This is a genomic window from Pseudomonas neuropathica, from assembly GCF_051174785.1.
Lineage (GTDB): Bacteria > Pseudomonadota > Gammaproteobacteria > Pseudomonadales > Pseudomonadaceae > Aquipseudomonas > Aquipseudomonas neuropathica_A.
Genome location: NZ_CP195111.1, coordinates 3,320,433 through 3,341,130 on the forward strand (window position 1 = coordinate 3,320,433; position 20,698 = coordinate 3,341,130).

The 20,698-nt window shown below is 60.2% G+C and carries 17 protein-coding genes; 10 read left to right on the top strand and 7 right to left on the bottom strand.

From position 1 onward, the window contains the following. Nucleotides 1-115 precede the first annotated feature (115 nt). Entirely contained in the window at nt 116-1,516 is a 1,401-nt protein-coding gene (lpdA, locus tag ACRRSD_RS15180; protein ID WP_435034157.1) for a dihydrolipoyl dehydrogenase, read from the top strand. Nucleotides 1,517-1,645: 129 nt separating this feature from the next. Here lpdA and ACRRSD_RS15185 read toward each other — a convergent pair whose 3' ends face one another. Beyond that, nucleotides 1,646-2,119: an Lrp/AsnC family transcriptional regulator gene (locus tag ACRRSD_RS15185; protein ID WP_007960832.1), complete on the bottom strand. Its 474-nt coding sequence runs from the start codon at nt 2,117-2,119 to the stop codon at nt 1,646-1,648. Between the two features lie 144 nt (nt 2,120-2,263). Between ACRRSD_RS15185 and ACRRSD_RS15190 the strand changes: the two genes are divergently transcribed. After that, the gene (locus ACRRSD_RS15190) at nt 2,264-2,893 is read left to right on the top strand and encodes a LysE family translocator (RefSeq protein WP_435034158.1); all 630 of its coding nucleotides are present in this window, start codon (nt 2,264-2,266) and stop codon (nt 2,891-2,893) included. Here the strand turns inward: ACRRSD_RS15190 and ACRRSD_RS15195 are convergent. From ACRRSD_RS15195 to ACRRSD_RS15220, 6 genes are all read right to left on the bottom strand, one after another. Beyond that, the gene (locus ACRRSD_RS15195) at nt 2,890-5,028 is read right to left on the bottom strand and encodes a hypothetical protein (protein ID WP_435034159.1); all 2,139 of its coding nucleotides are present in this window, start codon (nt 5,026-5,028) and stop codon (nt 2,890-2,892) included. The genes ACRRSD_RS15190 and ACRRSD_RS15195 overlap by 4 nt on opposite strands. After that, nucleotides 5,015-6,199 carry a DUF3142 domain-containing protein gene (locus ACRRSD_RS15200; RefSeq protein WP_435034160.1) on the bottom strand — a complete coding sequence of 395 codons (1,185 nt, stop codon included), beginning with the start codon at nt 6,197-6,199 and terminating at the stop codon, nt 5,015-5,017. The genes ACRRSD_RS15195 and ACRRSD_RS15200 overlap by 14 nt, the downstream gene beginning before the upstream one ends. A gap of 143 nt (nt 6,200-6,342) precedes the next feature. Then, nucleotides 6,343-7,494, bottom strand: coding sequence for an acyltransferase family protein (locus ACRRSD_RS15205; RefSeq protein WP_435034161.1), 1,152 nt, complete (start codon nt 7,492-7,494; stop codon nt 6,343-6,345). Further along, nucleotides 7,484-8,413 carry a class I SAM-dependent methyltransferase gene (locus tag ACRRSD_RS15210; RefSeq protein WP_435034162.1) on the bottom strand — a complete coding sequence of 310 codons (930 nt, stop codon included), beginning with the start codon at nt 8,411-8,413 and terminating at the stop codon, nt 7,484-7,486. The genes ACRRSD_RS15205 and ACRRSD_RS15210 overlap by 11 nt, the downstream gene beginning before the upstream one ends. Continuing rightward, complete coding sequence (locus tag ACRRSD_RS15215) at nt 8,410-9,714, bottom strand: glycosyltransferase (protein ID WP_435034163.1); 1,305 nt, start codon at nt 9,712-9,714, stop codon at nt 8,410-8,412. The genes ACRRSD_RS15210 and ACRRSD_RS15215 overlap by 4 nt, the downstream gene beginning before the upstream one ends. Then, nucleotides 9,708-11,288: a glycosyltransferase gene (locus ACRRSD_RS15220; RefSeq protein WP_435034164.1), complete on the bottom strand. Its 1,581-nt coding sequence runs from the start codon at nt 11,286-11,288 to the stop codon at nt 9,708-9,710. The genes ACRRSD_RS15215 and ACRRSD_RS15220 overlap by 7 nt, the downstream gene beginning before the upstream one ends. Before the next feature lie 417 nt (nt 11,289-11,705). On the opposite strand from ACRRSD_RS15220, the gene ACRRSD_RS15225 reads away from it, so the two are divergent. The 8 genes from ACRRSD_RS15225 to ACRRSD_RS15260 are packed head-to-tail and all read left to right on the top strand — an operon-like array spanning nt 11,706 to nt 20,694. Continuing rightward, entirely contained in the window at nt 11,706-12,620 is a 915-nt protein-coding gene (locus tag ACRRSD_RS15225) for a GDP-mannose 4,6-dehydratase (RefSeq protein ID WP_435034165.1), read from the top strand. After that, on the top strand, nt 12,617-13,588 hold the full coding sequence (gene gmd, locus ACRRSD_RS15230; RefSeq protein WP_435034166.1) for a GDP-mannose 4,6-dehydratase: 972 nt from the start codon (nt 12,617-12,619) through the stop codon (nt 13,586-13,588). The genes ACRRSD_RS15225 and gmd overlap by 4 nt, the downstream gene beginning before the upstream one ends. A gap of 3 nt (nt 13,589-13,591) precedes the next feature. Then, nucleotides 13,592-15,034, top strand: coding sequence for a mannose-1-phosphate guanylyltransferase/mannose-6-phosphate isomerase (locus tag ACRRSD_RS15235; RefSeq protein WP_435034167.1), 1,443 nt, complete (start codon nt 13,592-13,594; stop codon nt 15,032-15,034). Next, nucleotides 15,035-15,832: an ABC transporter permease gene (locus tag ACRRSD_RS15240; RefSeq protein ID WP_435034168.1), complete on the top strand. Its 798-nt coding sequence runs from the start codon at nt 15,035-15,037 to the stop codon at nt 15,830-15,832. It begins immediately after the preceding gene. Continuing rightward, nucleotides 15,832-17,085 carry an ABC transporter ATP-binding protein gene (locus ACRRSD_RS15245; protein ID WP_435034169.1) on the top strand — a complete coding sequence of 418 codons (1,254 nt, stop codon included), beginning with the start codon at nt 15,832-15,834 and terminating at the stop codon, nt 17,083-17,085. The genes ACRRSD_RS15240 and ACRRSD_RS15245 overlap by 1 nt, the downstream gene beginning before the upstream one ends. Continuing rightward, nucleotides 17,082-18,449, top strand: coding sequence for a glycosyltransferase family 4 protein (locus tag ACRRSD_RS15250; protein ID WP_435034170.1), 1,368 nt, complete (start codon nt 17,082-17,084; stop codon nt 18,447-18,449). The genes ACRRSD_RS15245 and ACRRSD_RS15250 overlap by 4 nt, the downstream gene beginning before the upstream one ends. Beyond that, nucleotides 18,433-19,563, top strand: coding sequence for a glycosyltransferase family 4 protein (locus tag ACRRSD_RS15255; protein WP_435034171.1), 1,131 nt, complete (start codon nt 18,433-18,435; stop codon nt 19,561-19,563). The genes ACRRSD_RS15250 and ACRRSD_RS15255 overlap by 17 nt, the downstream gene beginning before the upstream one ends. Further along, on the top strand, nt 19,564-20,694 hold the full coding sequence (locus ACRRSD_RS15260; protein ID WP_435034172.1) for a glycosyltransferase family 4 protein: 1,131 nt from the start codon (nt 19,564-19,566) through the stop codon (nt 20,692-20,694). The last annotated feature ends 4 nt before the right edge of the window (nt 20,695-20,698 follow it).

Consider the following 20,698-nt stretch of genomic DNA (forward strand, 5'->3'; position numbering starts at 1 on the left):
ACCTGTCGCTTGCCTGAAGCCTTGACCGAAATGTGTGGAAACGCACATATTACGTTCGTAATTTTCATCCGGAACTACTTTTAGCGATCCGCATCCATCAAACAGGAGCAAGCGCATGAGCAACTATGACGTGGTGATTCTGGGCGGCGGCCCCGGTGGCTATAACGCAGCAATCCGCGCCGGCCAGTTGGGCCTCAAGGCCGCTTGCGTGGAAGGCCGGGCAACGCTCGGCGGCACCTGCCTGAACGTCGGTTGCATGCCGTCAAAAGCTTTGCTGCATGCCTCGGAGCTGTACGACGCGGCGATGGGCGCGGAATTTGCCAACCTCGGCATCGAGGTCAAACCGACGTTGAACCTCGCGCAAATGATGAAACAGAAAGACGAGAGCGTTTCCGGCCTGACCAAAGGCATCGAGTTTCTGTTTCGCAAAAACAAAGTCGAGTGGATCAAGGGTTGGGGCCACATCGATGGCCCCGGCAAGGTCACAGTGACCGACGATCAGGGCAGCAAAATCGAACTGACCGCCAAGGACATCATTATCGCCACCGGTTCCGAGCCCACTCCCCTGCCCGGCGTCGAGATCGACAACCAGCGCATTCTTGATTCAACCGGCGCGTTGTCGCTGAGCGAAGTACCCAAGCATCTGGTGGTGATCGGTGCCGGGGTGATTGGCCTGGAACTGGGTTCGGTATGGCGGCGTCTGGGCGCACAGGTCACCGTGGTCGAATACCTCGACCGCATCTGTCCGGGCGTTGATGGCGAAGCCGGTAAAACCCTGCAACGCTCGCTGAGCAAACAGGGCATCGCGTTCAAACTGGGTTCGAAAGTCACCAGCGCCACTTCTTCTGCAAACAGTGTGCAGCTCAGCGTCGAGCCTGCTGCGGGTGGCACAGCTGAACTGCTCGAAGCCGATTACGTGCTGGTCGCTATCGGTCGCCGCCCGTACACCCAGGGCCTCGGTCTGGAGAACGTCGGCCTGAGTACCGACAAACGCGGCATGCTCGCCAACCAACAGCATCGCACCGAAGCCGCCGGGGTTTGGGTGATCGGCGACGTAACCTCCGGGCCGATGCTCGCGCACAAGGCTGAAGACGAAGCGATGGCGTGTGTCGAGCAGATCCATGGCAAGGCTGGCGAGGTCAATTACGACCTGATCCCTAACGTGATCTACACCCAACCGGAACTGGCCAGCGTCGGCAAGACCGAAGAACAACTCAAGGCCGAGGGCCGCGCCTACAAGGTCGGCAAGTTTCCGTTCACCGCCAACAGCCGAGCGAAGATCAACCACGAGACCGAGGGGTTCGCCAAAGTCCTCGCTGATGAGCGCACCGATGAAGTACTCGGCGTGCATCTCGTGGGGCCGAGTGTGAGTGAAATGATTGGCGAGTTCTGTGTGGCGATGGAGTTCAGCGCTTCGGCTGAGGACATTGCGTTGACGTGCCATCCACACCCGACGCGCTCCGAGGCTTTGCGCCAGGCGGCGATGAATGTCGAGGGGATGGCGACGCAGATGTAGGGTTCTGAAATCTTTATTGACCGGACTGCCACTTTCGCGAGCAGGCTCGCTCCCACATTCGACCGTAATACGCCTGAAAGAGCGCGGTCACTGTGGGAGCGAGCTTGCTCGCGAAGGATGCGACTCGGTCTATAACGGAAGATGCCCCAACGGCAAAGCGCCCGGCGTCTTCACCGTGTGGATCGCAAAGTTGCTGCGAATATCGCTCACACCCGGCAGCTTCAGCAGGCAACCACTGAGAAAGCGGTCATACGCGCGCAGATCCGGCACCACCACTTGCAACAGAAAATCCGACTCGCCCGATACCAGAAACGCTGAAATCACCTCCGGCAGCGCCGTTACCGCAGCATAAAACGCCTCGGCCTGTTCATCGTTGTGGCGCTCGACCTTGACCCCGACAAACACCGTCAGCCCCAAGCCGACTTCATCGCGATCGAGATTGGCCTGATAACCGCGAATCACCCCGGCCTCTTCAAGCATCCGCACCCGGCGCAGACACGGTGAGGCCGACAAGCCGATTTCGTCCGCCAGCTCGACATTGCTCAGGCGTCCATTACGTTGCAGGGCCGCGAGAATCTTGCGATCAAAGGCGTCGAGTTTCATGTTTGGCAGATCCTGATAGTCGTTACGGTGAAAACCAGCAGGTTATGCCAAAGCAGCAGGCTTTTGAAGCGGACTACGCAAGCACCTGCCCCACCTTTCGGCCCTAGACTTGGCTCACCGAATCGACAACGAAAGGGGTGTAGCGTGGCGAGTCTCTGGCTGTTTTTCCTGGCATTGGCCGTGGTCTATCTGCTGCCCGGTCCGGACATGATCCTGCTTTTGCAAACCGGTGCCCGCCAGGGTCGCGGCGCGGCGCTGGCCACTGCCATCGGCCTGGGCGTTGCCCGTGGTTGTCACGTGGCCTTGGCGGCGTTGGGGCTGGCGGCGCTGTTCAAAGCCGCGCCGTGGACATTCGAGGTAGTGCGATTGGCGGGGGCGGCGTATCTGCTGTGGATCGGCATTCAATGCCTGCGCAGCACCCTGCTGCCGAACCTGAATGCTGTCGAGCCTGGCGATTCCCACGGGCAATGGCGCGAAGCCGTCCGACGCGGTTTGCTGACTAATCTGCTCAATCCCAAAGCGTTGTTGTTCTGTTCGGTGTTGCTGCCGCAATTCGTCGTCAATGATGGTGCGCCGGTGCTAAGCCAGTTCGCCGTGCTCGGGATGCTGCTGGTCGGCGTCGGCCTGCTATTCGACAGTGCTTACGCCTTGACCGGCGCCGCGTTGGGCCGTTGGCTGCAACACAGTCCAACGGCCCAACGCGTACAACAATGGCTGTTCGGCAGCCTGTTGATCGGTTTCGCCGTGCGCCTGACCTTCGTCCAGCAGGCTTAGCCTTTGCGGACCTTGCGCTGGCGACGGCTGATCAACAGCAACGCAGCACCCGCGACCAGCACAATCGCGCCGATCTGCACCGGCCATTTGTACGGCCGCAGCGACGAGCGCACAGCATCCGTTACCTGAGTGACATAACGCTTGTCGGCGTTTTCGAAATCCGGGTACGGGCACTGATTGCCGAAGTCCACCGCCCACGGTACGAACGGGCCTTCCTTGATGTAGCGCTGATACAGCGCGCTCTGATCTTCAAGACTGCTGTTCCAGCCAGCGGCGTTGCACAGCACGGCGGCAAACGCCTGACTGGTATGCGGCAGGTTGTCAGCGGCGCGCCCGGCCAGTTCGGTGGCGACAAAACGGTAGTGATAGCGCTGATCCGGTCTCGCTTCGCTGGCGGCCTGACGCTGCACTTCGGCTTCGCTGACCAGCGGGCCGACTTTCAGCTCTGCGCTTTCCAGGCTGTAGTTGCCACCGAACGTGGCGTAGTCCGGCGCCATCTCGTAACCGAGAATATCCATGCCCCATTCACGCGCCGTCCACGCGGCGTTGTACAGCGCACTGGCGCGTTTGGTCGGCCACCACGCAGCATCGGCCTTCAGCCGTTGTTCGCCGTAGAGGCGAGCCTTGTTTTGCAGATCGGGATTGTCGAAGTAAGCGACCGCGTCGGCGTAATGCCCTTCACGCAGCAAGCGCCGACCAAGCAGATTGCGCAGGCTGGCGGCGACCGGCAGCGGTACATAGTTGTCGCGCTGCTGCTGGGTCAACGCTGGCGGCGCCGGCACGTTTTCATCGACGTAGCGTTTTAATTCCTCAACCGTCAGCACACGCTCGGCCACGGTGGCGGCGTCGAACCAATAGGTGCTGTTGCTGCGATACAACTGCACGAAGGCTTGCAGGTATTCGCCGCGCTGCAACGCGAGAATCGCACTTTCGCCCTCGACCCGGCACTTCGGCTGAACACTTTCAAACGCCCAGTCCGGCGTGCGCCGGTAACCCCAGTCCTCGTTCTGCGGGAAGGCCTGCGCGGCTTTGGCATAAGCTGCCGCAGCGGCATTTTTATCGCCGTCACGCACCGCCAGTTTCGCCCGTAGCCACCACGCCAGGCCGCCGTCGCCGGCATTTTCAAGGAACGCTTTGGCGCCAGCGTAATCGCCCTGTTGATAACTCATCGCCGCCAGACGATCAGCGTTGTCGAGGCTGCCACGGGTGCTGTTTTGCAGCAGTTTGACCAGTTTCTTCTCGTTCGGCGGCTCATCGCCAAACGACCAGCCCTGGCGGCTGACCAGCGATGCCGTGACCAGTTGCTGCACGGCTTTGTGCTGCAGCAACTCGGCGAGTTCGGCCTCGGGCAACTCCGCCAGTTCATTCATCAATTGCTTGAGCGAGGTATAACCCACGGCCGAGCCGTGCAGGTTCTGTGCTTCATACAATTCGATGGCGCCGCTCCAGTCGCCCGCCGTGCGCAACACCCGCGCCTCCTCGCCGAGACTGGCGACGCCCAACTCCAGCGGATCGCTGAAACCGTCGATGCTCAGTTGCCGGGCCTGGTGGAACGCATCACGCGATCGCTCCAGCGCCTCGACCGAATCCCCGCCTGCGCTGCTCATGGCAAACCAGGTGCGACCCAGCGAATACGCCGCCCACGTGCTGCGCAACGGACGCTGATCCGCCGGCAGCGCCAGCAGCTTGTTGAAGTACTCGACGGCAAGTTGATGTTCGCCAGTGGCAAATGCCACCGCACCAGCCACGTACAAGCGAATTTCCGCCGGCAGGCTGGCGCCCTGCGCCTCGACCTGACGCGCATCGCTCAGGCCGCGCAGTTGTTTGACCAACGCTTGCTGCTCAGCGCTTAGTCCGGCCTGTTCAGCCTTTTCCCGAGCCTCGGCCGCCGCGTTTTCCTCGCCGTACATATCATTGGGATTGTGCGTTGCCGCGGTGACGTTTTTCAGCCCGGCGATGGTTTTGCCGAGGCGGCTGAGTTCGAAGTTGAAGTTGCCCTCCGGCAGATCCGCGAGGGTCTGCCCGCGATTGTCGAGCAGGCGCATGGGGAAATCCGGCCCGCAGGCCAACGCCGAACCCAGCGGCAGGCAGAGGCTCAGGCAGAGCAGATGGCGGGGCCAGTTACGGGTCAACATGCGAACCTCCTTGATCAATATTTGCGCAACGCGCCCAACCGATAGCGCGTTGTCCGCCCGCCGGCAAACGGCCGTCGCGCAGGCGGGTGAAGGTAAGCAGATCCGGGCTTTGTTGCAACGAGTAACCGGCGAGCGCATCGGCGCCTTCACAACTTTGCACCTTGAGGGTGATCCGCGCGGGCCAGGCACTGTCGAGGTTGCCGGGATTGTCGAGTTTGATGTCGTAGAGGCCGTCGTGTTCGCTGAACGTCACGCCGAGCTGACGGGTGAGTTGATCACCCCGAGCCACTGCTCGCAGGGTGGTCAGACTCCAGGCGCGGCGATCATTGGCCAGCGGCAGACGAAACCAGATCAGACCGGCCAGATGCGCGGGCGGGTCTGCGCGCAATGCCAGACCGAGCAGGCTCAGTTGCAGCGGATCAGCCAGCAGCTCCCGGCGCTGCCCGCCCCGCTCCAGTTGCACTTCGCTTTCCACCACTGGCGCCCCGCCGTCATCGGGCAACAGCGCCACGCCGTAAGCGGGCAGCGCCAGATAGAACGGTTTGTCGGTGATACGCGCCCAGGCTTCGGCCCATTTCAACGCCTGATCTGGATCGAACAAACCGCGGCGCGGATCGCTGACGGCATGCACTTGCAGCACGCTGCTGTCGACGGTTTGCAGGAGTTCGGGCAATTGCGCACTGCCGAGCCAGGCCGGCAGTGCCGTGATGCTCAAAGGCAGGGATGCCGGTAAGGCCGAGCGCAGATGTCTGAGAAATTCAGCGTACGCCGGCAACCGCGCATTACCCGCGTCGTGGTCGATTTCAACACCGCTCAGCGTCAGGCCTTGCCCTTGCCAATCGGCAAGCACCTGCAGAATCTGCGTGGTGACCTGATCCTGATCCAGCGACTTGAGCTGGCCGTCGAGACGAATCACCGCAATCAACGGACGACCATCAGCTTTCAATAATTGCGCATCGATCCGCGCCCGGTTCCATCCCGCATTGGGAAAGGCCTGCAGCGCCAGCACGCGCAGCGTCGAGAAGTCAGCGCGGCTGTCACGTAGCGCCGGCGCATGGGCCGGCGTCCATTGGCGTTGCCAGACGTAGAGTTGTTGCTCGAGGGTTGGCGCGTCCTGCGGCTTGCAAGCAGACAACACCATCAAAGCAAACAGACCGACAATAAACCGCATACCTTCCAGATCCCAGACACCACCAGGCTGCAAGGTTACACAAATCCATGTGGGAGCGAGCTTGCTCGCGAAGGCGGTGTATCAGCCGAAAGCTCTGCGACTGACACAGCCTCTTCGCGAGCAAGCTCGCTCCCACACGTCGATCAGGAGGTCACTTCAGAAGGTACGACGTTCGCTCGGGACGTTCCAAGGCGTTTCACCAGTGCGGTGCCACGGTCGCGCATTGGCATTTCGATGAAGCGATAATTCAGTTCGCTGAGCAATACGATCAGGCCGCATGCCAACAGCAAGGTAATGATCGGGTGCCCCGCCGGGCTTGGCAGGCCTGCCCCCTGCAATCGGAAAATCACTTCGCGCACCAGGAAATACACCGGAATGTGGATCAGGTAGATGCCGTAGGAACGACTGCCCACCCACGCCATCAGCCGCTGCAAGCGGCCGGTCGGCAACAGATAATCGCGGTTGTAAGAGGCGATCCACACCAGTACGGCACTGAGTATGGCGATAGCGCCGATGCGATAGTGACTGGCAGAAAAAGGGTCGGTGGCCAGGTAACTCATCAGTAACCCGACGACGATCAGTGCTGAAATCCCGACCCAGGGACGTCGTAGAAACGTCGGTTGAAAGCGTTGATAGCTCGGTTGAACACTCCACATGGCCAACAACACGCCAAGGGCCAGCGCGTCGGTTCGCACGACCATCAGCAGCGGCGTACGCACCAGCAACAGTTGCACGGCCACCAGCGCCAGCAACACCCACACCAGGTGTTTGCGGCACAGCAGAATGAGCAGCGGAAACAGCAGGTAGAACTGCTCCTCCAGCGCCAGACTCCAGTAGACGAAGCTGCTGCCGTACTCGTAGCGAAAGAAGGCGTCGGCAAAACGGAAATTGGCGTACTGCAGTACCCCTGCGAGCGTGGCCTGCAGATTGGCCTGTAGCGTCCCGAATGCCCCGGAGCGGTTGAAAAACATGCAGAGCAACAACACCAGTGCCAGCCACAACCAGGCCGATGGCAACAGGCGAAAGACTCGACGCAACCAGAAGTTACGCGTTTGCTCCCAGTATTCCTGACGGTTGCTGCAACCTCGTAGTGCGGGAATCAGACTGCGGGCGATGACGAATCCGGAAATGGCAAAAAAGAGGTCCACGCCCCACCACGGCTGCGCCCAGCCATGAATGGATTCGAGCAGTGGCACGGGATCACGGAACAGATTGCCGGACAGGTGATGAAACAACACCCCAAGCACAGCTATGGCGCGCAGCACCTCGATATCCATGATGCGTTTATTGCTCATCCGGCCTCCCCGCATCCAGCGGTTTACGGGCAATGATCACCTGACTCTTGGGCATGAACTGGTCGAGTATCTGCTTGATCGCCAGTCCGTCGGGCCGGTCAAGCATCTCTTCCCAGGTTCGAGCCCACCCCCCCATCAAATGCGGGAACGGTGGGTGAATGCGATCGCGCACCGCACCGCCCGGATCCTTGCCGGCCGCTTTTTCGCTGGCCCAGAAGAAAATCATCCCCATCACCCAGAAGAACCCGGTGGCTTGCCGATGCTCGATGACCAGCCCGGCATCCTCGACCATCGCCTCGAAGCGTTCTGGGGTGAAAATCTGTACGTGGTTGGGTGACTGGTAATAACTCGCCGGGGCGATGCCTTTCTGCAAATGCTCGCCAACCGGTGCCGGCACACTGAGCAGATACAACGCACCGGGACGCCCCATACGTGCCAGTTCGGCCATGAACGGCTCGGGTTCGTCGACGTGCTCCAACACCTCCATGCACACCACCCTGCTTGCGCAACCGTCCGCCAGAGGCAATGGCAGGCTGTTGCTGACCAGCCCAAGGCTCGGTCTGGCGCTGCGGGCCTCGACCTGACGGGCCAGCTCGCTCACTTTGTCGTGCTCGCTGTCGGTGAAGATCACCGATGCGCCTTGGCGTACCGCAAACAAGGTCGCGGCACCCTCGCCGCAACCGACATCGAGCAAGGTGTCGTCCGGCGTTATCGCAAAGCCTTTGAGCAATTCGCCGCTGTCATTGAGAAACCAGCCGTCCAGGACTGCATCACGCAAGCCGACATCGCGCGGTGACCAGGTGAACAAGGGTTCAGGTTCTGATTCAGCTGTCTGCTCAACCACCGTTTCGGTGACCGGTTCAACAGCAATCGGCGGTTGCGGTTCGGCAAAAAAGCGCTGGAGCAATCGACGAATCATGCTCCGCTCACCTCCCTGGCCAATTCAGTACGCCGCTCGAACAGTTGCGCAAAAAATACCTGCAAGCGCTGCTCGGCCACGGCTTGACTGCAAAACCCTTGCAGACTCTGCACAGCCTTCGCCGACATTTGCGCATAACGCTGCGGATCGCCTTTGGCCACCTCGTAGCTGGCTCGATAGGCCGTGCAAATCGAGGCCCAATTGGCCGCGTAGCGCAGGGTCCGGTAAGCCGAGCGTGGATCGTGCGGCCAGGCCGTGAACTCCTCGGTCGACTCGATCAGGAACGCATTATCGGCATTCAGATAGTCGATCATCGCCGTCGTGCAGGGCGCCACGGCCGGTTTGCCGCAAGACATGAACTCCATCAGCGGCAGGCACTGGCCTTCGCCGTAGGACGTGTTGACGACGTAGCGGGTCGCCTGCACCAGCCGTTCGTAATCCGCGTCCGCCAGATAGCCATAGACCAGCACGACGCGGCAGCGATAAGGCTGATTTTTGTACAGATGATGCAGGATGTCAGTAAGCGCTTCTTCCGCATCGTGGTGCGTGAGCTTGAGCACCAGTGTCGCGTCATCGTGGTCACGGAAAGTCGCGCAGAAGGCACTGATCATGTCCTCCCAGTTCTTGCGGCCGTCGCGCGGGTTGAACACCGAGGTGTACACCACGCCTTCAAGCAACAGGGTCTGCTCGGTGACCGGTGCGAGGAAGTCGATGCCCAGGCCACTGCGCAGATGCACCGGGCCGAAGGCATCCAGATCGATCTCGCGACTGTCGACCACCAGCCCTTTGATCGTCAATCGTACCGAATCGACCACAGGTTGCCCCTGCAACTGCACGCCGCGCGCGGCGAATCGATCCCATACCGGGGCAGGGACGGCGACAATCGGGTAATCGGCGCTCATTGCTTCGCGCACCGCATCGACCGTGTAAGTGGAATGGGTGATCGCCGCACCGCAGGCGTTGAGTACCGTACGCCAGTCGTTCAACGGATCGCCGGCAAACGGTTCGTTGGGGATGGTGCTGAACTCCCAGGCGAAGACGGGCAATGTCGGGCAGGCCAGATGCACCGGGGTGCGGTGCGGTGGCGAGAACGAGAGGAATACACAAGGCTCGCCACGGGACTGGCAGTCGGCGTACAACGCATCGACTTCAGTGTTCGGGTCCATGACCTCGATCACCCGTCCAAGGCGCTCCAGCACCGGGCGATACTCCTTGAGAACGAAGAAATAGCTGTACTCCGAACGCCCAAGGTTGCGGCTGATGGTGTGCTGGTTGGTTTCCGAATGGATGATGATCAGCATGAGGCGTTATCCGTAACCGGGGCAACGTTGCCGGCCTGTGAAGCCAGCCCGAAAAAATCGCTGACACGCTTTTGCAGCGCCGGTTGCGCGCAGTAGTCGTGCATGCGCTCGGCTGCCGCAAGCGACATGCGCTGATAATCCTGTGGCTGTGTCTTGGCCATCCGGTAACTGTCTTCGTAGGCCTTTTTCAACGATCCCCAGTCCGGTCGATGGCGCTGCGCGCGAAACAGCATTCGCGGGTCATGGGGCCAGGTGCACACCTCTACACTGGAGCCGACCACGAACGCCACGGACTCATCGATGTAATCCTGCATCGCCGTGTGATCGGGAGCGATCACCGGTTTGCCGCATGCCATGAATTCCATCAGCGGCAGGCACAGGCCTTCGCAATGCGAAGCGTTGACGTAAAAACTTGCACACTGGTAAAGCCGCGCATATTCAGCATCATCCAGATAGCCCTGAATCATCACGACCCGGCAGGAAAAGGGTGCCAGCTGCGCCAGCGGTGTCATCAAGTGTGCGTAGACGGCCGCCAGATCACTCTGGGTAAATTTCATCACCAGTGTGGCGTCGGGGGTATCACGAAACGCCGCGCAAAAAGCCGTCAGAATCTGTAGCCAGTTCTTGCGCCCGTCATCGGGGCGGAACACCGTCACGTAGACCACACCGTCCACATGGGTTTGCACCGTTAATGAACTGTCCGGCATATCTCGCGGTGGCGGTTGCACCGCTAGCGGTAAAGGCTGTGGGCCTGCGATGTTTGGCAGACGTTTGCCCAGCCAATCGTGCAACGCCTCCGGAACCAGGTCGCGAATCCCTTCCCAGTACCAGTTCTGCAGAAACCTCACGCGCGGCACCGGCGGCTCTTGCTCGTGACCCAGATTCAACAGCCACAATCGCAAGTAATGCCGGGCAATGACAAAGCGCCGCTTCAGGGTCAGCGGTGGCGGGCGCGAAGCCTCCAGCTGTGCTTCGATTTCGGCCAGTTCTTCGGCTGTCAGCGGCTTGGGCAGCAGGTTATCCGGGTGCAGGTTCATCTGACGGGAATCAAAGATGCAACCTTTGACCGTCAACGTCGTACCCGCATTGACCGGCGCGCTGACGTGCCGCTCGCGAATAGCTGCAAAGCGTTCCCACAGCGGCGCTGGTAAAACCAGCACGGGAAAGTCTTCGCCCATGACGCGCCGGATCGCTCGCGCGGTGTGGCTGGACAGTGTGATCACGCGGCCATGTTCAGCCAGCATCCGCGTCCAGTCCTGGCGAGGATTGTTGCCCCACTGTTCATTGGGGATCGAATCGTACTCCCATGCAACAACGCAGACGGTGGGGCATTCGAGATCGGTCCGGGTTTTCTGTGGTCGGGTGAACGAGAGAAAGACACTCTCCTGGCCAGCGGCGAGCAATTGTCGGTAGAGCGGATCGACCTCGGCGACGGCACCTGCCACATGGACTCGCCCGAGCGTTTCGAGCAGGGGGAGATAGGCCTTCAGCACGAAGTAGTAACTGGAATCGGGATGTCCCAGATTCTGGCTGATGGAACTGTCGTTGATGTCCGAATAAAGAATGAAATTCATGGCATTCCACGATGACACTGCCATCCCGGCAGCCTCACACTGTGACGGCCAAGCGTTGAATCGGATTGATATCCGTTCTTCGTCTCTGGTCCCGTCTTGTTCTTGTTTTAGTGGTCAGTTTCACCTTTGCGCACGACGATCCCGACAAACCCGGCCAATCGTGACAAGGCGCATTCTAAACACATCCGCAAAGGGTTCGTGAACCGCCCGGCGAGAATAAATCCGACTACGCTAACGAGAACTGACCAGTCACGGTTTGGCCTGTTGAAATTGCCGAGCAATTGGCACAGATTGACAACAAACAACTACAACAACTGACTTCGCCTGTCTTTTAGCCGGTTTTTCTTTCGGTCTGTCAGACCCTTCCTTAAAGCCTGTGGGAAAGTGGCGCAAGTTCAAAGATCAAGGGGTCGCTGTTTGAAAAAGCGTCTGTTCGTCACGGGTCTCAGTGGCTTCGTGGGACAACATATTCAGTCGCGTCTGGCGTTGCCGGATTCGTCGTGGGAGCTACTGCCTGCCGCAGCATCCTATGACCTCACCGATCCGCAAAGCCTCATCGACCTGTGGCCGCAACTGCCTGATGCGGTCATCCATCTGGCCGGGCAGACTTTCGTCCCCGAAGCGTTCCGCGACCCTGCCCGCACGCTCGAGATCAATCTGCTCGGTACGCTGAACCTGTTGCAAGCCCTCAAGACGCGCGGCTTTTGCGGCACCTTCCTGTATGTCAGTTCCGGTGACGTTTACGGCCAGGTCAGCGAAAGCGACCTGCCGATCACTGAACAACAACCGCCCTGCCCACGTAACCCGTACGCGGTGAGCAAGCTCTCGGCGGAATTTCTCAGCCTGCAATGGGGCCTGAGCGAAGGTTGGCCAGTGTTGATCGCGCGGCCGTTCAATCACATTGGCAGCGGACAAAACCCGGGCTTTGTCATTGCCAGTGCCGCACGCCAGATCAATCGCATCAAACAAGGCCTGCAAGCACCGCAACTGGAAGTCGGCGATATCGACGTGACGCGGGATTTCCTCGATGTCGGCGATGTGATCTCGGCCTACTTCGCGCTGCTGGAAAAAGGTGCGCCGGGACAGGTCTACAACATCTGCTCGGGCCGAGAGCAAAGTATCCGCAGCCTGATCGAGCAGCTCGGCGATCTGGCCGAAGTCGAGCTGCAACTGGTTCAGGACCCCGCGCGCATGCGGCGCGCCGATCAGCGTCGCGTTTGCGGCAGCCACGCCAGGCTGACCCGCACCACAGGATGGACGCCTGAAATCACTACACAACAATCCCTGCGGGCGATCCTGTCCGACTGGGAGACGCGAGTAAAACAAGAATGACTAAAAGTGCACTGATCACAGGGATCACCGGCCAGGACGGCGCCTATCTGGCCAAGCTGTTGCTCGACAAGGGCTACAAGGTTCACGGCCTCGTCGCACGGCGCAGCAGTGATTCGCGCTGGCGCCTGCGCGAGATGGGCGTCGAAGCCGACATCGTCTATCTGGACGGTGACATGGCCGATGCCTGCTCGGTGCAACGTGCCGTCATCAAGTCGGCGCCGGACGAGGTCTATAACCTCGCCGCGCAAAGCTTCGTCGCCGCCTCGTGGGATCAACCGGTGACCACCGGCATCGTCGATGGTCTGGGCGTAACCCACTTGCTCGAAGCGATCCGTCAGTTCAGTCCGCACACACGCTTTTATCAGGCCTCGACCAGCGAAATGTTCGGTCTGATACAGGCCGAGCAGCAGGACGAGAACACCCCGTTCTACCCGCGCAGCCCGTACGGCGTGGCCAAACTTTACGGTCACTGGATCACTGTCAATTACCGCGAAAGCTTCAACCTGCACGCCAGCAGCGGCATCCTCTTCAACCACGAATCACCGCTGCGCGGCATCGAGTTCGTGACCCGCAAGGTCACCGATGCCGCCGCACGCATCAAGCAAGGCAAACAGCTGGAGCTGGCCTTGGGCAACATCGATGCGAAACGCGACTGGGGTTTTGCCGGCGACTACGTCCAAGCCATGTGGCTGATGCTGCAACAGGACAAGCCTGACGATTTTGTAGTCGCCACCGGCGTCACCACCACCGTGCGGGAAATGTGCCGCATTGCCTTCGATCACGTCGGCCTCAACTACCGCGACTACGTGAAAATCGACCCGGCTTTCTTCCGCCCGGCCGAAGTCGAAGTGCTGCTCGGCAACCCGGCCAAGGCTCAGCGTGTGCTGGGCTGGAAGCCGAAAACCGACCTGGATACCTTGATCCGCATGATGATGGATGCGGACATGAAACGCGTCGCCAAGGAGTAGGCCATGCTGATTCCCGTGATTCTGTCCGGCGGTGCCGGTACCCGTTTGTGGCCGGTGTCCCGCGAGGGCCATCCGAAACCGTTCATGAATCTGCCCGACGGCCAGTCGCTGCTGGGCAAGACCTACCAGCGTGCGGCAGCGTTGCTCGACGGTTGGGGCGACATTGTCACGGTGACCAACCGCGAGTACTACTTCCAGAGCAAGGATCACTATTGCGCCGCCCACGTGTCGCGTCATCGCGGGCACTTCCTGCTGGAGCCGACCGGGCGTAACACGGCGCCGGCCATCGCTGCGGCGGCGTTGTCGTTGCAAGCACTGCATGGTGATGACGCGATCATGGTGGTGATGCCTGCCGACCATTTGATCGTCAACCAGGACGCGCTGAGAACGGCGGTCGAGCACGCGGTCAATCTGGCCAAAGACGGTTATCTGGTGACCTTCGGCGTGATCCCGACGGCGCCGGAAACCGGCTTCGGCTACATCGAGACCGGCGCCCCGCTGGACGCCAAGGGCGCGGCGAAAGTACAGCGCTTCGTCGAGAAACCCGACCTGCAAACCGCTACGCATTATCTGGAGAGCGGCAACTTCCTGTGGAATTCGGGAATGTTCTGCTTCACCACCGCCACCGTCATTGCCGAACTGCAATTGCATGCGCCTGAGCTGCTGGAGCAGACCCGCACCTGCATGGCCGCCAGCGCGCCGATCGAAACCGTCGGTTGCCTGCAACAGGAACTTTCGCCGGCGCTGTTCGCTGAAATTACCGACATCTCCATCGACTACGCACTGATGGAGCGTTCGGAAAAAGTCGTCGTCGTGCCGGCCGGTTTCGACTGGAGCGACATTGGTTCGTGGGGCGCCGTCGCGGCACTGGTGCCGGCCGACGCCGACAACAACCGCGCCAACGGCGAAGCGATTTTCATCGACAGCCACAACAACTTCGTCCAGAGCGAAGGTCGCCTGGTGGCTACGGTGGGTGTGGATAACCTGATCGTGGTCGACACCGCCGACGCCGTACTGGTGGCCCACGCCGACCGTGCGCAGGACGTACGCCGCGTGGCCAAGCAACTCAAGGACAAATCCCACGAAGCCTATCGGCTGCATCGTACCGTCAGCCGCCCGTGGGGCACTTACACCGTGCTCGAAGAAGGCCCGCGCTTCAAGATCAAACGCATCGTGGTCAAGCCTGGCGGTAAGCTCTCGTTGCAAATGCACCATCACCGCAACGAACATTGGGTGGTGGTCGAAGGCATGGCCAAAGTCACCAACAACGGCAGCGGCACAACGCTGGTGGCCAAGAACGAGTCGACCTTCATCGCCGCCGGTCACAAGCATCGCCTGGAAAACCCCGGCGTGATCGATCTGGTGATCATCGAAGTGCAAAGCGGCGAATACCTGGGAGAGGACGACATTGTCCGCTTCGAAGACCAATACGGCAGGACGGATTAAATGCTGCTTTCCCTGTACCGCTCGTTGCATGACTACCGAGGTTTCATTCTCGGCAGCGTGCAGCGAGAGTTCCAAGCGCGTTACCGTAATTCGCTGCTCGGTGCTCTGTGGCCGATCTTCAATCCGCTGTCGATGATCATCGTTTACACCGTGATCTTTTCCCACATCATGCGCGCCCGCCTGCCTGGTGTGGATGACGGCATGGCCTACAGCATTTACCTGTGCGCCGGTCTGCTGGCGTGGGGGCTGTTTTCGGAAATCACCCTGCGCAGCCAGACCATGTTTCTGGACAACGCCAACCTGCTGAAAAAAATAAGTTTCCCCAGGGTCTGTCTGCCGGTGATCGTGCTGATCAATGCCGGGATCAATTTCGCCATCATCATCGGCTTGTTCCTCGGCTTTCTGCTCGTCACCGGACGCTGGCCGGGCATGGCCTTGCTGGCGCTGGTGCCATTGATTGCCCTGCAGATGATGCTCTGCGCCGGACTCGGCATGGTCCTGGGCGTGCTCAACGTATTCTTCCGTGATGTCGGCCAGCTCTTCGGTATCTGTCTGCAATTCTGGTTCTGGCTGACACCGATCGTGTACCCCATCAGCATATTGCCGGAGTGGTTACAGAGTCTGCTGCAATTCAACCCGCTGACCAGCCTGATCGCCAGCTACCAGAATGTATTCCTCTATGGACAATGGCCAATCTGGAGTTCGCTGCTGCCGGCGTTCGTCATCGGTGTGGTGTTCTGCGCAATCGGTCTGCGCCTGTTCCGTCAACGGGTCGGCGAAATGGTGGATGAGCTCTGATGGGACATATCCGTGTTACCGGGCTGGGCAAAGCCTATAAACAATACCCCAGCCGCTGGAGTCGTCTGGCCGAATGGCTGATTCCTTTTTCACCGCTGCGTCACCGCCAGCATTGGGTACTCAAGGACCTGACCTTCGAGATCCCGGCCGGCGAGGCCGTGGGCATCGTCGGGGTCAATGGCGCTGGCAAGAGTACGCTGCTGAAGATGATTACCGGCACCAGCCGACAGACCTGCGGCACCATTGAGTTGTCGGGTCGGGTCGCCGCGTTGCTGGAACTGGGCATGGGTTTTCATCCGGATTTCACCGGCCGGCAGAACGCCGTGATGGCCGGGCAACTGCTCGGTATGCAACTCGAAGAAATCAACGCCTTGATGCCACAGATCGAGGACTTCGCTGAAATCGGCGAAGCGATTGATCATCCGGTGCGCACCTACTCCAGTGGCATGCAGATGCGCCTGGCATTCAGCGTCGCCACCGCACGCCGCCCCGATATTCTGATCGTCGACGAAGCGTTGTCCGTGGGCGATGCCTATTTCCAGCATAAAAGCTTCGAGCGCATCCGCGGCTTCCGCGCAGCCGGGACCACCCTGCTGATCGTGTCCCACGACCGCTCGGCGATTCAATCGATCTGTGATTCGGCGATCCTGCTCGATGGCGGCCGCATGGCCATGCACGACAAACCCGAAGCGGTGATGGATTACTACAACGCCTTGCTTGCTGAACGTGAGGGCCAGATCGTACGCCAGGAAATACTCAGCGACGGCCAGGTGCAAACCGTGTCGGGCACCGGTGAGGCGGGCATTCTGCGCGTCCGCCTGCTGGACCAGTCCGAGCGCTCCATCGAAGCCGCCGAAGTCGGCCAGTCGGTGGTTCTGGCCGTAGATGTCGAGGTTCGTCAGGACATCGAGCGACTGGTGCTGGGGTTCATGATCAAGGATCGCCTCGGCCAGCCCATGTACGGCATCAACACCCATCGCCAGAACCAGGCACTGGAAAACCTGCGAGCCGGCGAGCGCATCACTTATCGCTTTGCGTTTGTCATGGGTCTGGGTAAAGGCAACTATTCGGTGGCCCTGAGCCTGTCGCGGCTGGATTCGCACCTGGACCGTAATTACGAATGGCGTGATCTCGGTCTGGTGTTTCATGTCATCAACAATCGACGCGAAGATTTCGTCGGTTGCGCATGGCTCAACGCGCAGACCACGATCAGTCGTGATAGCGAAGTCAGCCATGTCGAGCGCACACCATGACCCGCTTGCTGGTGGAGTGCACCCATGTGTTCAAGCACCCGACTATCAACTCGGGGATTCAGCGCGTGGTGCGCAACGTCATCAAGCAACTGCCGGCCAGCGCCGCAGGCGTCGAATGCGTGCCAGTAGTGGTGCTCAATGGCGAACTCTATCGCGTACTGCAGCTGGCAGCGTGCGATACGCCGTTTTTCAACACGCTGGAAACATTCGGTGGACGCCTCGAGCGCCTAGCCCATCGCTTCTGGCAATGGCATCAGAAGCGCGACGCACAATGCACCTCAAAACTGGCGCGACGGGTTTTGTATGTCGGTTATCGGCTGAGCATTTTCGCTGCGTTCGGCCTGCCAATCCGCCTGATTCGACGGATCAATCGCACGCAGTTGCTTAAACGTTGTTCGCCACTGCAACACCAGCCGGGCGATCAACTGGTGCTGCTGGATTCTTCCTGGCACTCGGATTTTTTCGCCCACGTCGAACGGCTCAAACGTGACGGCGTCGGCATGATCGCGGTGATCTACGACCTGATCCCGCTGACTCACCCACAGTTTTACGACACGCGTCTGGTCGAGGTCTTCAACGAATGGTTCGACTGGATCACCCGCACAGCCGATGGCTACATGGCGATTTCCGCCACGGTGCGCGATCAGGTACGCGAAGAGTTGCAACGCAGAATCGGTGCCGAGCAAACCAACAAGCGCTGGTTCGATTTCTTTCACTTGGGTTCCGAACTGGATCTGCACAACGACCAGGCCACGGTCGATACGCGCCTGAAGCAATTGTTCACGACCACAGACCCGATTTACCTGATGGTCAGCACCATCGAGCCGCGCAAGAATCACGCGTATCTGCTCGATGCCTTCGAACGCGCCTGGGCCACTGGCTCAACGGCACGGTTGTGCATCGCCGGGCGAATCGGCTGGAAGTGCGAGGCCCTGCTCGAGCGGGTACGCAATCATCCGCAACTGAACCAGCGCCTGTTCATGTTCAACGACCTCACTGACACCAGCCTTGAACACGCCTACGCCCACGCCAGTGCGCTGGTGTTCCCTTCGTTCGTCGAAGGCTTTGGCTTGCCCCTCGTGGAAGCCATGCAGCGTGGCTTGCCGGCGATGGGCAGCGATATCGCGGTTTTCCGCGAAATCGGAGGCGAGTTCATGGCGTACTTTGATTTGCAGGACCCGCAAAGCCTTGCCGACCTGATCAACCAATTTCAGCGCAAAGGCCAGTTCCCTGCGGCCCGCGATGTCGCGCACTGGCAATGGATCGGCTGGCGTGAAGCCAGTCAGCAACTGGCCGAGCGCAGTGTGCGTAATGTTCTGCAAGCGCCGGCGGCGCCAGCGAGGCAGCATGCGCATAGCGCTTAACGCTCGCATTCTTCAGGCACCGCGCACCGGCATCGGCCATTACGTTGCCGAGCTGGTCAACGCCTTGCGCAGCGAGCCAGATATTGACGTGACGTTGTTCCACGGCTGGGGCTGGAGCTCGGCACTGCCGGAAGCGGCCATGCCCGGTTACTCGCGCCTGACGCCGCTATTGCGGCAGATTCCCGGGGCCTATCAGGCGCGTCGCTGGCTGGAGCAGAAACGCTTCGACCAGGGTCGCGCGCAAGGTATCGACCTCTATCACGAACCGAGCCTGTGGCCGCTGGCCTTCGACGGCCCGACCGTGATCACCCTGCACGACCTGACGCACCTGCATTTCCCCGAGACCCAGCCCGTGGCACGGCTTAAGGAAATCGAGCGTCGACTGGCTGTCGGGGTGCAACAGGCGCAGGTGATTCTCACTGACTCGCAAGCCATTGCCGACGAAGCTCAAGCGTATTTCGGCCTGCCTGCTGAACGCTTTGTGGTGGCACCACTGGGCGTCGCCGCGCGCTTTCATCCGCGTGAGGCGAGCGCCATTGACGCGGTGCTCAAGGCGCACGCGGTTGCGGCGCGGGAATATTTCCTGTGTGTGGGCACGCTGGAGCCGCGCAAGAACCTTGGGCTGGCCCTGTGCGCCCATGCCTTGTTGCCAGAAACGATGCGTCAGCGCTTCCCGCTGCTGATCGTCGGCATGGCCGGCTGGGAGCGCGAGCAGTTCAGTGAAGCGTTGCGTCAGGCACTGGCCAGCGGGCATGTGTGCCTGCTCGGTTATCTGCCCGACGAACAAGTGGCGCAACTGTTGGCCGGCGCGCGGGCGCTGATTTTTCCGTCGCTGTATGAAGGTTTTGGTCTGCCGGTACTGGAGGCCATGGCCAGCGGCACGCCGGTGGTGCTTACGCGTTCTTCGGCGATGCCGGAAGTCGCGGGCGCAGCGGGCAACTATATTGAAGCTGACGATGCAGAAGGCCTGCGTGATGCGCTGAGTCGACTGATCGACGATCAAGCGCATTGGCAGGCATGCCAAGAAGCCGGGTTGCAGCAGTCACGGCTTTTTTCCTGGGAGCGTTGCGCACAGGCTACGGCCGGTGCCTACCGTCAGGCTATGGGAGGTTGAATGCGAGTTCTTCATTTTTTCAAGACGTACCTGCCTGATTCGGTCGGCGGCATTGAGCAAGTGATTTTCCAACTGTGCGAAAGCGGCGCCCAGCACGACATTGATGGCCAGGTGCTGACGCTCAGTGCTGACCCGACACCGGCCGTGGTGAAATTGGGTCAGCACGAAGTGCATCGGGCCAAACTCGATATTCAATTTGCCTCCACCGGATTTTCCTGGAGCGTGTTCAAACAGTTTCGCGAGATGGCGGCGGAAGCCGACGTGGTCAATTACCACTTCCCGTGGCCATTCATGGACCTGGTGCATTTCGCCAGCGCCAGGAACAAACCCACCGTGGTGACCTACCACTCGGACATTATTCGCCAGAAGCACCTGCTCAAACTGTACCGGCCACTGATGAACCGCTTCCTCGCCAGCGCTGACCGCATTGTCGCGGCGTCGCCAAACTACCTGCACACCAGCGATGTGTTGCAGCAGTTTCAGGACAAGACCCGGGTGATTCCTTACGGTTTGAACAAGTCCGGTTATCCACAGCCGGATACCGAACGAATGAATCGCTGGCGCCAGCAGCTTGGGGATAAGTTTTTTCTGTTTGTCGGCGTGATGCGTTACTACAAAGGCCTGCACATTTTGCTCGAGGCCCTGAAAGATGTGGATTATCCCGTGGTCATTGTCGGCGCCGGGCCGCTGGAACTGGAGCTGCACGCTCAAGCGCAGACGCTGGGCCTGCGCAACATTCATTTCCTCGGACGCCTGGGAGACGAGGACAAAGTCGCACTGCTGCAACTGAGCTACGCCATTGTGTTCCCGTCGCACCTGCGCTCGGAAGCGTTCGGCATTTCTTTGCTGGAAGGCGCGATGTACGGCAAACCGATGATCTCCAGCGAGATCGGCACTGGCACCAGTTACATCAATATTCACAACGAAACCGGGCTGGTGGTCCCGCCCAGTCATCCACAGGCATTTCGCGAGGCGATGCGCACGCTGTGGGAAGACCCGGTGCGTGCCGCTGCCATGGGGGTGAAAGCCGAAGCGCGTTACCGGCAGTTATTCACCGCCGATGACATGGGCCGCAAGTGGACAGAGCTGTATCAGGAATTGCTGGAAGAAAAATCGCTGTCCTACGCCTGAACGT

What these genes read in the sequence shown, in the direction of transcription:
- ACRRSD_RS15215 (WP_435034163.1), bottom strand. Translation starts at nt 9,714, where the DNA reads ATGCTGATCATCATCCATTCGGAAACCAACCAGCACACCATCAGCCGC.
- ACRRSD_RS15220 (WP_435034164.1), bottom strand. Translation starts at nt 11,288, where the DNA reads ATGAATTTCATTCTTTATTCGGACATCAACGACAGTTCCATCAGCCAG.
- ACRRSD_RS15245 (WP_435034169.1), top strand. Translation starts at nt 15,832, where the DNA reads ATGGGACATATCCGTGTTACCGGGCTGGGCAAAGCCTATAAACAATAC.
- gmd (WP_435034166.1), top strand. Translation starts at nt 12,617, where the DNA reads ATGACTAAAAGTGCACTGATCACAGGGATCACCGGCCAGGACGGCGCC.
- lpdA (WP_435034157.1), top strand. Translation starts at nt 116, where the DNA reads ATGAGCAACTATGACGTGGTGATTCTGGGCGGCGGCCCCGGTGGCTAT.
- ACRRSD_RS15240 (WP_435034168.1), top strand. Translation starts at nt 15,035, where the DNA reads ATGCTGCTTTCCCTGTACCGCTCGTTGCATGACTACCGAGGTTTCATT.
- ACRRSD_RS15260 (WP_435034172.1), top strand. Translation starts at nt 19,564, where the DNA reads ATGCGAGTTCTTCATTTTTTCAAGACGTACCTGCCTGATTCGGTCGGC.
- ACRRSD_RS15195 (WP_435034159.1), bottom strand. Translation starts at nt 5,028, where the DNA reads ATGTTGACCCGTAACTGGCCCCGCCATCTGCTCTGCCTGAGCCTCTGC.
- ACRRSD_RS15235 (WP_435034167.1), top strand. Translation starts at nt 13,592, where the DNA reads ATGCTGATTCCCGTGATTCTGTCCGGCGGTGCCGGTACCCGTTTGTGG.
- ACRRSD_RS15185 (WP_007960832.1), bottom strand. Translation starts at nt 2,119, where the DNA reads ATGAAACTCGACGCCTTTGATCGCAAGATTCTCGCGGCCCTGCAACGT.
- ACRRSD_RS15210 (WP_435034162.1), bottom strand. Translation starts at nt 8,413, where the DNA reads ATGATTCGTCGATTGCTCCAGCGCTTTTTTGCCGAACCGCAACCGCCG.
- ACRRSD_RS15205 (WP_435034161.1), bottom strand. Translation starts at nt 7,494, where the DNA reads ATGAGCAATAAACGCATCATGGATATCGAGGTGCTGCGCGCCATAGCT.
- ACRRSD_RS15255 (WP_435034171.1), top strand. Translation starts at nt 18,433, where the DNA reads ATGCGCATAGCGCTTAACGCTCGCATTCTTCAGGCACCGCGCACCGGC.
- ACRRSD_RS15250 (WP_435034170.1), top strand. Translation starts at nt 17,082, where the DNA reads ATGACCCGCTTGCTGGTGGAGTGCACCCATGTGTTCAAGCACCCGACT.
- ACRRSD_RS15200 (WP_435034160.1), bottom strand. Translation starts at nt 6,199, where the DNA reads ATGCGGTTTATTGTCGGTCTGTTTGCTTTGATGGTGTTGTCTGCTTGC.